We start from the raw sequence: 15,729 nt of genomic DNA on the forward strand, positions 1-15,729 counted from the left end.
TTTTTTACAGAAAACAATTTGATTTCATTCAAACGTCGATAATGTTACAGCATTATCGGCGTTTTTTTTTTAATTTTTCATGAGGTTATTTATAATTCGCAACCATCAGAAGTGATGATCACCTGGTTGCCATTCATTTCATAACTCGTATTATTTCCTAATGCCTTGCAGATAATCTTCAATTTTTCTGGCAATGGCATGTCATTGAGAGAACTAGTCAAGTGACATTCTTTCATTTTTACTTTTGGATAAGCTATATTAATTAAATAGGCTTGCTCTAATGTTTTAAAAATTTGACTCACTGGGATGTCGCTAAAATCAAAACTTAATTGTTCTATATTGCTTAAAGAACCTATCAAGGCTTCGTCTTTTGTGATGTCGGTTATTTTTTTAAATTTTAAATCTTTTCTTGTAAAACGAACTGCCTCATTAGGAAGTAAAGTAATATCTTCGTCTTTTGAGGACGGCATGATACTTTGATTCGATTCAATTTTAACTTTTCCGGTACGAACGAGTACTTCAATATTAGGTTTATTAGCGTAAGCGCTAATTTTAAAACTTGTTCCAAGGACACGAGTTACGATTTCGTTAGCGTAGACTAAAAAAGGTTTCTTTGGGTTTTTACTTATCTCAAAGAAAGCTTCACCTGATAAGTACACGCTACGTTCTGAACCTGTAAATATTTTAGGGTAACTCAATTTACTTTTAGGCTGTAATAAAACAGAACTTCCGTCAGATAGTGTGATCGTTTGTGCTTTACTAGAGTTGTTAGTTTGTTCTACTAATCCTTCATAGTTTTCATCTAGAAGCTCGTTGTACACTTTTTGATCGTTCATAGGAAGAAAGAAATGGCTAAAGGTCCAAGTAGCGAGTAATCCAAAAACCAAAACTGCCGCTATAGACCTAAGCCAATTGCTATTCCATAAGTTAAGTACTTTTTTGTTGGTAGCGTTTTCACGCTGTTCTATTTTACTCCAAGTGGCATGTAATGCTGTTTGGATGGTGGTAGTAGTAAAGTTAGGTTTTGGAGTTCTAGTAGCTAGTATCCATAGACGAGCATCTTGAACGAGTTTAGCTCTGGTCGCAGTTTCTAATGTCCATTCTTCCCAATTGTCCTGATCTACGTTTGAACGTATCCAGGTCTGGAAAGAAGCATCTGCTAAGAAGTCTTCAACTTCGGTATAATGATCGCGTATTTGCATTTAAATATAAGATTACATATACATAAAGGACGCTTTCTTTGTTATATACTCACTAAATTATGATTATTTTTTATTTTTTTTAATAAAATATTATAATATAGCTGTTGATAGTAGTAGGAGTGCGGTTAGGCTGATGTTCCAGTCCTTTCTTAAATTGAGAACTGCACGGTGTAGTAGGTTGTTTGCTGATTGATAATTTACATCAAGCATTTCTGCAATTTGCTCTACGCTCAAACCTTGATTGTACCTTAAATACAATGCTTCCTTTTGCCTTGAGGGCAATAAATTGATTAACTTATTTAATTGATATACTTTATCAGCTGTAACTTCATCATTTATTAACTGGTGTTCGATAGAAAAATCAAATAAGAAGTTGACAACATCTGTAGATGCTACTTTATTAAAGATGCGATCTCTTTCTTGTAATCTTGAAATCCTCTTACGTACACTTGAGAGTAGATATGCTTTTACATTTGTGGTCTCTCCTAACTTGTTCTTGTAAAGCCAAACATCAGCAAATACATCTTGAACACAGTCTTCAATTTTGTCACTGTCGTTAGAGAACGAATTACCATATCTAATTAAATGTTCATAATGTCGTTCAAATAACATCGAGAAAGCTTTTTCATCTCCTGCTTTTAAGTCAATCCATAATTGAGTGTCGTCAAGTATAGGGGTACTAGTTTTTTGGTTAGTATGCAAAATGGTGGTGGTTTTGTATATTAAGGTTTTGTTAAGGTTTGTAATTTTACGTATAATAATATAGATACACAAATTAAAATTATACTTGTAAGACTTATTAGTTTTTTTATGAATATAGCTTGGCATTATTCAAAAATTACAAAGAATAGTCCGTTTGAATTGCAGAATTCGCAATAGATAATTTCTTACATCCTGTGTGGTGAATTGGTGATTTTTATTATATTCAGAAAGAATCTGTTTTAAAACTGGATTATGTGTATTTCTCTTTCCTTTAGAGCTTTTTGAGGTTAAATTATTTCGCTGTTTAAGTAAAATAGTTGAATTTTAATAAAAAAAAATACCTCCAATGAATGAAAATACGCATAGCCCTAAGAAGAATTCTCTCAAGCATGTTTTGTTTGGAAGTCTTATAGGAACAACGATAGAGTTTTTTGACTTTTATATTTACGCAAATGCTGCCGTACTAGTATTTCCGCAATTGTTTTTTCCATCTGCAGATAGTACTAATTCTACTTTACTCTCTCTTGCAACCTTTTCTATAGCTTTTCTATCAAGACCGCTAGGTTCTGCCGTTTTTGGACATTATGGTGATAAAATAGGACGGAAGACGACGCTAGTTATAGCACTTCTTACGATGGGGATTTCGACAGTTTGTATTGGGTTCTTACCTAGTTACGCGAGTATTGGTATTGCCGCTCCTTTACTGTTAATGCTTTGTCGATTCGGACAGGGTGTTGGTTTAGGAGGAGAGTGGGGCGGAGCCGTTTTACTCGCGATTGAAAATGCACCTCCTCATAAAAGAGCATGGTACGGAATGTTTCCTCAGTTAGGAGCGCCCATAGGTTTGTTATTATCGGGAGGTGTTTTTTTACTTCTAACGGATACCATGACTGCTGAAGCATTTATTGATTATGGATGGAGAATACCATTTATAGCTAGTTCGTTGCTTGTTCTGGTAGGGTTTTACATTCGATTAAATATTACAGAAACTCCAGCATTCGAAAATGCAAAAGAAGAAAAAACCGAAAACAAAGTTCCTTTCTTGACATTGATTAAGTTTTATAAAAATCAATTGATATTTGGTACACTAGCAGCTATGACTACGTTTTTGTTCTTCTATTTAATGACCGTTTTTACCTTAAGTTGGGCGACATCTGATTTAGATTACAGTAAAAGAGATTTTCTTTTAATGCAGTTATTTTCTGTTTTGTTTTTTGCACTTTTTATTCCTCTTTCAGCTTTAATTGCTGATAAAATAGGACGTAGAAAAACACTAATTTATGTAACTGTAGCTATTGCTTTGTTTGGGTTTCTGTTTTCTACGGCAATGAACAGCGGAAATCCTATTGTGGTAACCTTGTTTTTATGTGTAGGGATGAGCTTAATGGGGTGCACCTATGGACCTCTAGGTACTTTTTTATCTGAATTATTTCCTACTACTGTGCGCTACTCAGGCACGTCGCTAGCTTTTAATATGTCAGGAATCATTGGTGCTGCATTTGCTCCTATGGCAGCGATATGGTTAGCCACAAATTATAGTCTTACTTATGTAGGTTTTTATCTCTCTGTAGCAGCAATTGTCTCTGTAATTGCACTACTTGTAATTAGTAAAAAGGAACATAAATTTTAAGACATTTATTCGAAAATCAGGTTTCTAAATAGATTTTTTTTTAAAGAGCTAACTTTTCTATGAATACGAAGTAATATCACTTATTTTTGCAGAAAAATATCTCTTTTGAAAACCAAATTATTTTTAGTTACACCTCCGTTTACACAGTTAAATACTCCTTATCCTGCCACGGCATACATCAAGGGGTTTTTAAATACAAAAGCTATAGATGCTGTTCAAGCAGATTTAGGGATAGAGGTAATTTTAAAGTTGTTTTCAAAGGAAGGGCTATCAAATTTATTTAGCATATCAAGTGCTAAATTTGAAGAATCAATAAATACGATTTCAGACAATTCAAAGCGTATTTATGCCTTGCAAGAGGAGTATATTAAAACAATCGATGCTGTTATTGCTTTTTTACAAGGCAAGAACCCTACATTAGCTTTACAAATTTGTCAAGAAGATTATTTGCCCGAAGCTTCTCGTTTTGCTCAGCTTGAAGAACTCGATTGGGCTTTTGGGACTATGGGTACACAGGACAAAGGAAAACATCTTGCAACTTTATATCTCGAAGATATTTCAGATTTTATCGTGGAGTGCGTAGATGCTAATTTTGGTTTTAGTAGGTATGCAGAGCGATTAGGTAGATCTGCAAACACATTTGATGAATTATATGGTGCCTTGCAGCAGGATCCTACGTACATCGATCGCATTTTACTTTCGAACCTAAAAGAAAAAATTGAATCAATAAAACCTACCTTGTTTTTAATTTCGGTTCCTTTTCCAGGGAATTTATACAGTGCCTTCCGATCGGCACAATGGGTGAAGGCAAATTATCCTGAAATTAAGATTTCGATGGGAGGTGGTTTTCCTAATACAGAATTACGTTCCCTTTCTGACAGTAGGGTGTTTGAATTTTTTGATTACATCACACTAGATGATGGTGAAGTACCTATTGAGGAACTAATTCTAAATATTGAAAATCCTAGTTATGGCGCATTTAAACGAACATTTCTGCTGGAAAATGGAGCAGTCGTTTATAAGAATAATTCGTCTAAATCTGATTATAAACAATCGCAAGTAGGTACTCCAGACTACTCTGATCTGTTGTTAGATAAATATATTTCTGTTATCGAAATCGTCAATCCCATGCACCGTATGTGGTCAGATGGGAGGTGGAATAAACTTACCATGGCACACGGATGCTATTGGGGAAAATGTACTTTTTGTGATATATCATTAGATTATATTAAAATATATGAACCTGTGGCTGCAAATTTACTTTGCGATCGCATGGAGGAAATGATGGAGCAAACGGGAGAGAATGGTTTTCACTTTGTAGATGAAGCAGCCCCGCCAGCGTTAATGCGTGCATTGGCGTTAGAGATTTTAAGACGAAAGCTATCAGTAACTTGGTGGACAAACATTCGATTTGAAAAAAGCTTTAGTAAAGATTTGTGTCTTCTCTTAAAAGCTTCGGGCTGTATTGCAGTCTCAGGAGGTTTAGAAGTAGCCTCAGATCGTTTATTGCAATTGATTGATAAAGGGGTAACTGTCGAGCAAGTGGCTAAGGTGACTCGTAATTTTACTGAGGCAGGAGTCATGGTGCATGCGTATTTAATGTATGGCTATCCTACCCAAACAATTCAAGAAACAGTAGATAGTCTGGAGATGGTACGCCAGCTTTTTGAAGCCGGTGTTTTGCAATCTGGTTTTTGGCATCAATTTGCCATGACGGCGCACAGCCCAGTGGGTTTGTATCCTGAGAAATTTGGTGTGAAAAAAGAAACCGAAGCAATAGGTTCTTTTGCAAATAACGATATCAATTACATTGACAATACTGGAATTGACCATGACAAATTTAGTTTTGGGTTAAAAAAATCATTGTTTAATTTCATGCATGGGATTTGCTTTGACTACGAACTACAAGATTGGTTTGATTTTAAAATTCCCAAATCAAAAATTCCAGAAGATTTCATATACAACGCCTTAACTAGCGATATCGATTTAAGTAGTAAGTCTAATGCTAAGATCGTGTGGTTAGGAGGTAAACCTGCTATTAATAAATACACTAAGTCTAAAAAAGGAAACTCATGGCAAATGATGTCATTTACTTTTCATGATAAGAAAGAAAGCTTTGAGATTGTGTTAAATGATCAAGAAGGAGAGTGGTTATTGCATACTTTACCGTTGCTTGCTGTCGCAAATAGTAAGACATTTACTTTTCAAGAGCTCAAGCTGAGTTTTGAAACAAATTTAGAGAATTTTGAGCTTTTTTGGTATTCTAAACCAGTAAACACCTTAAGAGATTATGGGCTTCTTATATTGTAGCACGTAATTTTTAAGCATAAAAAAAATAATTTAATATCTGCGAAAACGTTTTCTTTTACTTATTTTTACGAGTAAAAAACTAGTAAAATGCGCGATAATTACAAAATAAGTGTCAATGACTCTTTTTTCTTTACTATTAACAAAGAGGAAGTTTCTAAGTTTGACGCAGTAAATACTGGAGGCAAAGACTACCACGCTCTGCATAATAGCACTCCTTATAAAGCAACCATCGAATCTTCTAATTTTCATCAAAAAAGCTACACTGTAAAAGTGAACAGTAACTTATATACTGTTGCAATAGCTGATGACCTAGACTTATTAATTAAAGAACTAGGGTTTGAGGTAGGCTTGTCTAAACAAATTAATGCTATAAAAGCACCTATGCCAGGACTAATTCTAGAGATAAATGTTGTGGTGGGGCAAACTGTTAAAGAAAAAGATCCTTTATTGATTCTCGAAGCTATGAAAATGGAAAATAGTTTTCAATCCCCTCGTGACGGAGTCATAAAATCGATTGCCGTAGCTACTGGTGATGCTGTAGATAAGGGACAGCTTTTAATCGAATTTGAATAAAACTTTAAGTAAGAAACAAGGAGTGAATCGCAATTGACTGTACTGTGAAGTGCTTTTCAGTGCGCTGGAATTTCTTTTATCTATAAAAATATGAAAAAAATATTAGTTGCTAATCGAGGAGAAATAGCTATTAGAGTTATGAAAACGGCCCAGAAAATGGGAATCAAAACTGTAGCAGTATATTCTACCGTAGATAGAAACGCTCCTCACGTAAAATTTGCTGACGAAGCAGTATGGATAGGGGAAGCGCCTTCAAACCAATCCTATCTTTTAGGAGACAAAATTATAGCTGTTGCTAAGTCATTGAATGTTGATGCTATTCATCCAGGTTACGGATTTTTAAGTGAAAATGCGCAATTTGCCGAGGATGTAGCGGCTAGTGGTATTGTATTCATAGGTCCCAAGTCTAAAGCAATCCAAATTATGGGAAGCAAGCTAGCAGCAAAAGATGCTGTTAAAGCGTATAATATTCCTATGGTTCCTGGTTTAGACGAAGCCATTACAGATATCAAAGAAGCTAAAAAAGTAGCGACTCAAGTGGGTTTTCCTATTTTGATTAAGGCGTCTGCTGGTGGTGGTGGTAAAGGAATGCGCGTGGTTGAAAATGAAGAAGAATTTGAATCGCAAATGAACAGAGCAATTAGTGAAGCTACTAATGCTTTTGGGGATGGATCTGTCTTTATCGAAAAGTACGTGGCGTCACCAAGACATATCGAAATCCAAATTATGGCCGATAGTCACGGTAATATATTGTATTTATTTGAAAGAGAATGTAGTATTCAACGTCGCCATCAAAAAGTTATAGAGGAAGCACCATCTGCCGTGCTATCTCCTGAACTTCGTAAAAAGATGGGTGAAGCTGCAGTTTTAGTCGCTAAATCTTGTGATTATTTAGGAGCAGGTACGGTCGAATTTTTATTAGATGAGAATAATAATTTTTATTTTCTCGAAATGAATACGCGTTTGCAAGTAGAACATCCCGTGACAGAGTTGATTACTGGTACAGATCTAGTTGAATTACAAATTAGAGTGGCGCGAGGAGAGGCTTTGCAAATGAAGCAAGAGGATTTAAAAATTATGGGACACGCCCTAGAGTTAAGAGTATATGCTGAGGATCCATTAAATGATTTTCTACCTAGTGTAGGTAATTTAGAAGTGTACACGCTGCCTGTAGGTGAAGGGATTCGTGTAGATAATGGTTTTGAGCAAGGAATGGATATTCCTATTTATTATGACCCCATGCTAGCCAAATTAATTACTTACGGTCAAACTAGGGAAGAAGCAATTCAATTAATGATCAAGGCGATTGATGATTACAATGTTGTGGGAGTGAGTACAACATTGCCTTTTGGTAAATTTGTATGTCAGCACGATGCCTTTAGATCAGGAAATTTTGATACCCATTTTGTCAAAAACTATTACGATGGTGAAAAGATGAAGGCAGCATTAAATGAAGAAGCTAAAATTGCTGCATTGCTAGCTTTGAAGCAGTATTTTGAAGATCAAAAAATTGTAAGATTACCAAATTCTTAAACTATGGATGCTAAGATAAAAATATTAAACGATAAGATTGCCAAAGCCCATTTAGGCGGAGGAGAAAAACGTATTGCAAAACAACACGAGAAGAAAAAGTTGACCGCTCGTGAGCGTGTTACCTATTTAATGGACGAAGGTTCTTTTGAGGAAATAGGGATGTTAGTGACGCATCGTACCACCGACTTTGGAATGGAGAAAGAAATCTACAATGGGGATGGTGTGATTACAGGTTATGGAACTATAAACGGAAGATTGGTGTATGTTTTTGCACAAGATTTTACGGTTTTTGGGGGTGCCTTGTCAGAAACTCATGCCGAAAAAATTTGCAAGGTCATGGATATGGCAGTAAAAATGGGTGCGCCCATGATTGGGTTAAATGATTCAGGTGGTGCTCGTATTCAGGAGGGTGTGCGCTCTTTAGGAGGATATGCAGATATATTTTTTAGAAATGTTCAAGCATCTGGTGTAATTCCGCAAATTTCGGCTATTATGGGACCATGCGCTGGTGGGGCGGTGTATTCACCTGCTATGACCGATTTTACAATGATGGTCGAAGATACCAGTTATATGTTTGTTACTGGTCCTAATGTTGTAAAGACCGTGACAAATGAAACAGTTACTTCAGAGGAATTAGGAGGTGCAAGTACGCATTCTACTAAGTCTGGTGTGGCGCACATAACATCAAGCAATGATATTGAGTGTCTAGAAGATTTAAAACGCCTACTTAGTTATTTACCACAAAGCAATAAGGAAACTACTAAGAAATTGCCTTATGAGTTAAACGATGAAGTGCGTGATAAACTAGCAACGATAATACCTGATAATCCTAATAAACCGTATGATATGCATGAGGTGATTAGCGGGATTATCGATGAAGATTCATTTTACGAAATTCATAAGAATTTTGCTGAAAATATTTTAGTAGGTTTTGCTCGAATAGGTGGTAGGAGTATTGGTATTGTAGCAAATCAACCCTTGTATTTAGCAGGTGTCTTAGATGTAAATAGCTCTATAAAAGCAGCAAGATTTACTCGTTTTTGTGATGCATTCAATATTCCACTATTAGTTTTGGTGGATGTGCCTGGTTTCTTGCCTGGTACAGATCAGGAGTGGAATGGTATTATTGTACATGGTGCTAAGTTATTATATGCCTTAAGTGAGGCGACCGTACCCAGAATCACTGTGATTACTAGAAAAGCTTACGGTGGTGCTTATGATGTTATGAACTCTAAGCACATTGGAGCCGATATGAATTTTGCTTGGCCTACTGCTGAAATTGCTGTAATGGGAGCAAAAGGAGCTTCAGAAATTATCTTTAAAAAGGAAATTAGTGAGGCCGAAGATGCTGCAGCTAAATTACTAGAAAAAGAAACTGAATATGCTAATTTGTTTGCTAATCCCTACACCGCTGCACAAAGAGGTTTTGTCGATGAAGTCATTTTGCCGCAAGATACTAGAAGGAAATTGATTAAAGCTTTTAGTATGCTGGAGAACAAAGTAAGTGTTACTCCTAATAGAAAACATGGAAATATTCCTTTATAGCATATAATGTAAAGTAGTAAAAAAAAGCCAGCTCTTGTAGCTGGCTTTTTTTTGCATACATATATTGAAATTCAAGTGTTTCTTAGCACAATTACTATGACTAGTTTAAAGTCACTGATGTAATCTTGTTTTAAGTTTTGCTAATAAATACGGGGGTGTCGTTTATTAAAAGTTATTTTTTGGAAGATCTGTATTGTTTTTTATGGGGTTACCTTGTATTTATGGTGATAAAAATTACTATTTGTCTAAATTTACTATGCGGTTAGTATAATATTTGGGTGCGAAAATTGCTAAATAATTTTTTTAACGTTCGCATTATTTCAAATCCGTAATAATTCAAATTATGGGCATTTTAGTATGCTCAATTTTGCGGTTACTTACTAAATGTTAATAAATTCGTACCGTATTACTGAGATAAATTAGTACAAAACGAAGAGCTCTCGCCTTGTCTAATATGCTGGATTTTACCATAATCCATTTTCAGTTCTGCTAATTAACCAAAACCAAAGAAGTAACTAAAAAGATTTGTACATGAAAAAAGGACTAATTATGATTATATTGGTATTCGCTGCCGGTACATCATTCGCACAAAATTCACCATTAGAAATTTCAGGATCTGGAGATCTTTATTATAAATATGATTTTTCAAAAACAGCAAACATACCTACAAGTTTTGCAAATGATCAAAATTCAGTTTCTTTAGGTATGATTGATATTGCCTTAAAGAAAACTACAGGTAAAGCCTCTTTTGTAGGGGAAATATCGTTTGGACCTAGAGGACAGTTTCAATCAATACTTAATTCAGATGGGACATATGATGAGTTAGGAGCAAACTCATTTCATATCCAGAATTTATACGCTACTTATTCAGCGACAGAGAAATTGAGCTTTACGGCGGGTTTCATGGGGACATTTATTGGCTATGAAGTGATATCGCCTTTAGGTAATTACAATTATTCTACCTCTTACCTATTTACAAATGGACCGTTTCAAAATGCAGGAGTAAAGGTAAATTATGCAATCTCAGATAAAGTAGGTATAATGGTGGGTGCTTTTAACGACGCTTGGAATGCTTATAAAGCTGATTCTTTAAAGGGCTTAAATGCCGTAGGTGCACAATTATCGTTCACACCCACAGATAAGATTAGTGCATACTTGAACTTTATGGATGGTTCTGTTAGCGGTACAATAGTAGACTTGACTGCGTCATTTCAAGTTTCTGACAAATTTAAATTAGGATTGAATGCTGCTGATTATAGTAATGAAGGTGATGCAGGGTATACTGGGGCGGCTTTGTATCCATCTTACGCAATTTCTGATAATTTTGGATTGGGACTAAGAGCTGAATACTTTGACTACAAAGAAGGATCAGGAGACACTTCGTTTACAGCTTTTACTTTGTCTGCAAACTTAAAAGCAGGAGGACTTACAATAATTCCAGAGCTTAGATTAGATAACGCTTCTGATGATATCTTTGTAGACTCTGATTTGCTTCCAACTAAATCTGCAGCGCAGTTTGCTGTAGGTGTAGTATATGGATTTTAAAAGTAATCGTTAAAAATATACATGTAAATGCTAAACGTGTTTATATAAGATTGTTATTCCCCCTATATTTTTTTTTTAAACTGCCAAAGTACTTTTGTATGATGGCAGTTTTTTTTTGGGTAAGTAGTGCATTTTTTGCTCAAAAAAAAAGGGAGTTGCACTATTTGTGAAACTCCCTTTTAATAAATGAGATACTAAATTATTGCTTCTTGTAGACCGCATAAATAGTATTTATTGTATTTTGATCTAATACTGAATTAACGTCTCTTTGCATGTAATGTAGCTTAAAGGCTGAAACAGCTGATCCTAAATTTTTTGTATTGTACCCAATGATTCGCAAGCCTAATTCTGGATTAAAATTTAATGGTGCCTCTTCTAAAGTATCATCATACCAAATCCCAAATCCATTGTCGGCTAAGGTTTTCCATGGAAAAAATGCACTTGGATCCTGTTTGCGACTTGGAGCAATATCAGAATGCCCAATTATATTCTGTTTAGGAATGCGGTATTCTTTTGTTAATCTATTCAATAAAGCCATCAAACTGCTTATTTGACTTTCAGAGAATGGCTCTTTACCATTATTGTCTAGCTCGATACCTATTGATGAAGAATTGATATCGGTATCTTTACCCCAACTTCCTGATCCGGCGTGCCACGCTCTCAAGTAGTCGTTTAACATTTGTATAACTTCACCATTATCATCGATAATATAATGTGCGCTTACCTGTGTTCTGCTTAACGTAAATGTGCGTATCGTTTGAGCGGTAGAATCTTGAGCTGTGTGATGTAAAATAATAAAATTTGGCTTTCGTAAATTAAAATTCACTGTTCCAATCCATTTTACATTTCTATTGTTCTCAGCAGATGAAGCTGCAACATTATTAAGGCTATCCTTAAATGTATACAGCTGTTTTGAATAAGAGCTGTCAATACTAATGGTACTTTTTGATACTGCAGGAAGTTCTGTTGGAACCTTGTTAGAAATTGTTTCTGTGTACGTTTTCAATTTGCTGTTGTACTCCTCTTCGCTTCCTTTATAGGGATTGGGAGAACAAGATACAATTGTCGTAACAATAGCTAAAAAATATAATTGTTTTTTCATGTAATAACCTCGTTAACTACTTTCTTCTTCTCTTCTTTGTAGGAGTTGTACGGTCATCTTTTAGCGCCTTATACTTTTCTATTTGATCAGCGTTCAGGAACTCTTTTATTTTTCTATCTGTCGTTTCAGACAGAGCCTCGTACTCCTTGACCTTTTGTTCTTGATTACTTTCATCTTTCATTAAAATCCCTTGTGATCTCAAGCTTTCAGTAATTACATTAGCAATGGCTATTTCTTGAAGCGCATCTAGCTCTAATGAAGCCTTCATTCGTTCCATTATTTTACCAACAGTAACTTCTACAGGAATCTCCTTAGGTTTCTCAGGTTCTCTATTTTGGTTCATCTGGTTCATGCTGTTTCCACGACCGTTACCATTATTGCCATAACCGTTGTTACCATATCCATTATTCCCATATTGAGCAGAAATGGTACCAAAACTTAATAAAAAAAAATAAACAAATGCTGCTTGAACTGTTTTCATATTAGTTGTTTTAATTAGAGATTTAAAATTAAAAGTATTCTTAAACTGGTTCTCCGTACAAATCAAATTCTGTAGCTTCAGTAATTCTGATCATCGCAAAATCAGCTGTTTTTAGATAATGCTTTGACGCATCAATTAAAACCTCATTATCCACATCCGGACTATCAAATTCTGTTCTTCCTACAAAGTGACCGCCTTCTTTGCGATCAATAATGCATTTAAAAACTTGTCCAATTTTTTCTTGGTTTAAATCCCATGATATTTGCGATTGTAATTCCATTATTTCATTTGCACGAGCTTGTTTTACATCATCTGGTACATCGTCTTCAAGTAAGTATGCGTGTGTGTTTTCTTCATGAGAATAAGCAAAACATCCCATTCTATCAAACTTCATTTCTTGTACCCAGTCTTTAAGAATATTAAAGTCTTCTTGTGTTTCTCCAGGATATCCTACAATTAAAGTAGTACGTATGGCCATTCCAGGTACTTTCTCACGGAAGTCTCTTAATAGTTTAGTTGTTTTTTCTTGAGTGGTACCACGTCTCATCGATTTTAAAACCGAATCAGAGATATGTTGTAAAGGAATGTCTATGTAATTGCAAATTTTAGGTTCGCGATTCATTAAGTCTAATACATCCATTGGGAAACCAGTAGGGAAGGCGTAGTGCAAACGAATCCACTCTATTCCTTCTACTTTTACTAGTGCTTCAAGTAATTCAGCAAGATTACGTTTCTTGTAAATATCAAGTCCGTAATAGGTCAAATCTTGTGCGATTAAAATCAATTCTTTCACACCATCTCTAGCTAATCCTTCTGCTTCTTTTACTAATTTTTCAATTGGTTGAGAAACATGTTTTCCTCTCATTAAAGGGATCGCACAAAAACTACACGGTCTATCGCAACCTTCGGCAATTTTTAAATACGCATAATTTTTAGGAGTAGTAGTTAAACGCTCTCCTAATAACTCATGCTTATAATCTGCACCAAGAGCTTTTAGTAATTGCGGTAACTCAGTAGTTCCAAAAAATTGATCCACATTAGGAATTTCTTTTTCTAAATCAGGTCTGTAACGCTCAGATAAACATCCAGTCACAAAAACCTTGTCTACTAAGCCTTTTTCCTTTTTATCTGCATATTCTAAGATCATGTTTACTGATTCAGCCTTAGCGTTATCAATAAATCCGCAGGTATTTATAACAATTATATTTCCTTCTTTATCAGCAGGAGCCTCATGTTCAACCTCTTTTCCGTTTGCACGAAGTTGACCCATTAATACTTCACTGTCGTATATATTTTTTGAACACCCAAGAGTGATCACGTTGATTTTGTTCTTTTTTAAAGACTTGGTTCTCATAGATTTGTAAATTGGAGTGCAAAATTACAATTTTTATTTCGGGTAATGTAAAAGATTCCTATATTTATGAAGCTAATCCTGCTGTCCGCTATATCTTTTTCTAGCAAAACCAAAGCTAGAAAAAGGATACCGCTACCATCAGGGCTAAAAAAAACCGTACTGCTTTAAAATCGCGATACGGTTTAATAAGAATTATCATTAGCTATTACAATTCAAATAAAAATGTAAGTGATACATTGTTAGAGATGTTGTTAATAGTAGCTCCATCTGTAAAGCCTTGCGTGAAGAAACCTTGTTGTGTGCTTCTTTCGGCATAAGCATAAGATAAGTCTATTTTAGTGGAACCAAAATTATATCCTAAACCTCCAGAGTAACCAGTTAAGTCACCTATTGTAGATTCGTTTTTATACGGACTTTGCTCATAGCGATATCCTGCTCTCAAGCTAAGTTCTTTGATTTTGTATTCAGCACCTATTCTAAGTTCAGAGGTGTTGTCTAGAAGGTCTCCCATTGAATTATTAAGTGATGTGTAGTAAGCGTCGTTCTCAGGTTTGAACTTAGTTTTACTATAGTCCTTAATGGCATAATCAACACTAATTAATCCTGATTTACCAAAAATATAAGCTAAACTCCCTGTTACTTTACTTGGTGTTTGTAATTTATATACATCGTAAATATTTGTGGTTTTAGGATCTGCAAGTGGATTACTTCTAATGTCTCCAGCTGCGTTAGTCGTAGTTGTAAATAAGTCTTGAGTAAATTCATCATTCAAGCGATACCAAGTAGAAGACTCATAAGCTAATCCTGCACGTAATTCATTTGTTACTTTTGCAATAGCACCCACTTGAAACGAGAATCCTGAGCCATACGTATACAATTCGTTATCAAAACGCACATCTGTAATCGTATAGGGAGTCGATAAAGGAGCGTCATTGATCTCATAAAAACTAGAGAATCTTCTGTAATCAGTAAAATGAGAATTTAAATTCAATCCTATAAATAATTTATCTTCATAAGATGTTGCTACGTTAAAAGATAGTTTGCCATTGTAACCTTCACTTCTTTCTGCATTTTGTTGGTAGAAATTTCCACCTCCAGGTACATTAGAGTTGTATAGCGTTTCTTCTCTATCGTTAGTTGCAGGATTAATGATATATCCATTATATCCTAGATATGCTTGTTGATCGTTGTTGTTTAAATTTCGATAATTATTATCTTCTAAAACTTTTAATGGTACTCCATCTGCATAGCTTAAAAAATAACCATCAATAGAGTTGTCGTTAGCATTAGTACCAGCAGAGTACTTAGCGTTATTGAAATTATTAGCATTTTCATAATTAACACCTACGCTGATTTTTTTCCATTTACTGCTGTTACTTTGATTGTTGAAGACAAAAACACCACCTGCTTGATTGATTTTAAAGTTGTTATCCTTTTCAGTTGTTTTGTTACCAAAATAATCTGAATCGTTCTTATTGCTATTATTGGTTAGTGTTACGCCAAATTGATTATTAATAAAAATTGCAGAACCTGCAGGGTTGACATTTATAGATGATAAATCTCCTCCTAGTGCCCCAAATGCACCACTCATGGCTCTGTATCTTGCAGTACCATTTAAATTGTCTTGAGAGTATCTCAGTGCATCGCGAATTTCTTGTGCCTGCACTGCAGAAAAAGAAAGACCTGTTAAGAATATAAAAATATATTTTTTCATTTTTTACCTACTAATATGTTATTGTATAAATCCTTAAA

At 34.9% G+C, this 15,729-nt stretch carries 12 protein-coding genes; 6 read left to right on the forward strand and 6 right to left on the reverse strand.

Going from position 1 to position 15,729, the window contains the following annotated elements; translation table 11 throughout:
- Window positions 1–89: 89 nt before the first annotated feature.
- Both HNQ00_RS04245 and HNQ00_RS04250 read right to left on the reverse strand, forming a co-directional pair.
- Complete coding sequence (locus HNQ00_RS04245; RefSeq protein WP_173837084.1) at window positions 90–1,202, reverse strand: FecR family protein; 1,113 nt, start codon at window positions 1,200–1,202, stop codon at window positions 90–92.
- 90 nt (window positions 1,203–1,292) lie between these two features.
- On the reverse strand, window positions 1,293–1,904 hold the full coding sequence (locus tag HNQ00_RS04250; RefSeq protein WP_254598437.1) for an RNA polymerase sigma factor: 612 nt from the start codon (window positions 1,902–1,904) through the stop codon (window positions 1,293–1,295).
- Window positions 1,905–2,250: 346 nt separating this feature from the next.
- Here HNQ00_RS04250 and HNQ00_RS04255 point away from each other — a divergent pair, with 346 nt between their 5' ends.
- The 6 genes from HNQ00_RS04255 to HNQ00_RS04280 all read left to right on the forward strand — a co-directional run bounded on the left by HNQ00_RS04255 (window position 2,251) and on the right by HNQ00_RS04280 (window position 11,040).
- A complete protein-coding gene (locus HNQ00_RS04255) occupies window positions 2,251–3,534 on the forward strand; it encodes an MFS transporter (protein WP_173837086.1) in 1,284 nt (427 codons plus the stop codon).
- Window positions 3,535–3,639: 105 nt separating this feature from the next.
- On the forward strand, window positions 3,640–5,844 hold the full coding sequence (locus HNQ00_RS04260; RefSeq protein ID WP_173837087.1) for a B12-binding domain-containing radical SAM protein: 2,205 nt from the start codon (window positions 3,640–3,642) through the stop codon (window positions 5,842–5,844).
- Window positions 5,845–5,931: 87 nt separating this feature from the next.
- Window positions 5,932–6,417 carry an acyl-CoA carboxylase biotin carboxyl carrier protein subunit gene (locus HNQ00_RS04265; RefSeq protein WP_173837088.1) on the forward strand — a complete coding sequence of 162 codons (486 nt, stop codon included), beginning with the start codon at window positions 5,932–5,934 and terminating at the stop codon, window positions 6,415–6,417.
- Window positions 6,418–6,507: 90 nt separating this feature from the next.
- Window positions 6,508–7,950: an acetyl-CoA carboxylase biotin carboxylase subunit gene (gene accC, locus HNQ00_RS04270; protein ID WP_173837089.1), complete on the forward strand. Its 1,443-nt coding sequence runs from the start codon at window positions 6,508–6,510 to the stop codon at window positions 7,948–7,950.
- Between the two features lie 3 nt (window positions 7,951–7,953).
- Window positions 7,954–9,495, forward strand: coding sequence for an acyl-CoA carboxylase subunit beta (locus HNQ00_RS04275; protein ID WP_173837090.1), 1,542 nt, complete (start codon window positions 7,954–7,956; stop codon window positions 9,493–9,495).
- Between the two features lie 531 nt (window positions 9,496–10,026).
- The gene (locus HNQ00_RS04280) at window positions 10,027–11,040 is read left to right on the forward strand and encodes an outer membrane beta-barrel protein (protein ID WP_173837091.1); all 1,014 of its coding nucleotides are present in this window, start codon (window positions 10,027–10,029) and stop codon (window positions 11,038–11,040) included.
- A gap of 199 nt (window positions 11,041–11,239) precedes the next feature.
- Here HNQ00_RS04280 and HNQ00_RS04285 read toward each other — a convergent pair whose 3' ends face one another.
- The 4 genes from HNQ00_RS04285 to HNQ00_RS04300 form a co-directional block, all read right to left on the reverse strand.
- Entirely contained in the window at window positions 11,240–12,142 is a 903-nt protein-coding gene (locus HNQ00_RS04285; protein ID WP_173837092.1) for an N-acetylmuramoyl-L-alanine amidase, read from the reverse strand.
- Between the two features lie 16 nt (window positions 12,143–12,158).
- Window positions 12,159–12,623: a hypothetical protein gene (locus HNQ00_RS04290; protein WP_173837093.1), complete on the reverse strand. Its 465-nt coding sequence runs from the start codon at window positions 12,621–12,623 to the stop codon at window positions 12,159–12,161.
- A 40-nt stretch (window positions 12,624–12,663) separates the two neighbouring features.
- Window positions 12,664–13,977 (reverse strand): 30S ribosomal protein S12 methylthiotransferase RimO, encoded by a 1,314-nt coding sequence (gene rimO / locus HNQ00_RS04295; protein ID WP_026706678.1) that lies wholly within the window; start codon window positions 13,975–13,977, stop codon window positions 12,664–12,666.
- 205 nt (window positions 13,978–14,182) lie between these two features.
- Complete coding sequence (locus HNQ00_RS04300) at window positions 14,183–15,691, reverse strand: OmpP1/FadL family transporter (protein ID WP_173837094.1); 1,509 nt, start codon at window positions 15,689–15,691, stop codon at window positions 14,183–14,185.
- Window positions 15,692–15,729 lie beyond the last annotated feature (38 nt).

The sequence above is a fragment of the Flavobacterium aeripolare genome (assembly GCF_013294025.1).
GTDB lineage: Bacteria > Bacteroidota > Bacteroidia > Flavobacteriales > Flavobacteriaceae > Flavobacterium.

What these genes read in the sequence shown, in the direction of transcription:
- HNQ00_RS04280 (WP_173837091.1), top strand. Translation starts at nt 10,027, where the DNA reads ATGAAAAAAGGACTAATTATGATTATATTGGTATTCGCTGCCGGTACA.
- HNQ00_RS04255 (WP_173837086.1), top strand. Translation starts at nt 2,251, where the DNA reads ATGAATGAAAATACGCATAGCCCTAAGAAGAATTCTCTCAAGCATGTT.
- HNQ00_RS04300 (WP_173837094.1), bottom strand. Translation starts at nt 15,691, where the DNA reads ATGAAAAAATATATTTTTATATTCTTAACAGGTCTTTCTTTTTCTGCA.
- HNQ00_RS04265 (WP_173837088.1), top strand. Translation starts at nt 5,932, where the DNA reads ATGCGCGATAATTACAAAATAAGTGTCAATGACTCTTTTTTCTTTACT.
- HNQ00_RS04285 (WP_173837092.1), bottom strand. Translation starts at nt 12,142, where the DNA reads ATGAAAAAACAATTATATTTTTTAGCTATTGTTACGACAATTGTATCT.
- HNQ00_RS04290 (WP_173837093.1), bottom strand. Translation starts at nt 12,623, where the DNA reads ATGAAAACAGTTCAAGCAGCATTTGTTTATTTTTTTTTATTAAGTTTT.
- accC (WP_173837089.1), top strand. Translation starts at nt 6,508, where the DNA reads ATGAAAAAAATATTAGTTGCTAATCGAGGAGAAATAGCTATTAGAGTT.
- HNQ00_RS04245 (WP_173837084.1), bottom strand. Translation starts at nt 1,202, where the DNA reads ATGCAAATACGCGATCATTATACCGAAGTTGAAGACTTCTTAGCAGAT.
- rimO (WP_026706678.1), bottom strand. Translation starts at nt 13,977, where the DNA reads ATGAGAACCAAGTCTTTAAAAAAGAACAAAATCAACGTGATCACTCTT.
- HNQ00_RS04275 (WP_173837090.1), top strand. Translation starts at nt 7,954, where the DNA reads ATGGATGCTAAGATAAAAATATTAAACGATAAGATTGCCAAAGCCCAT.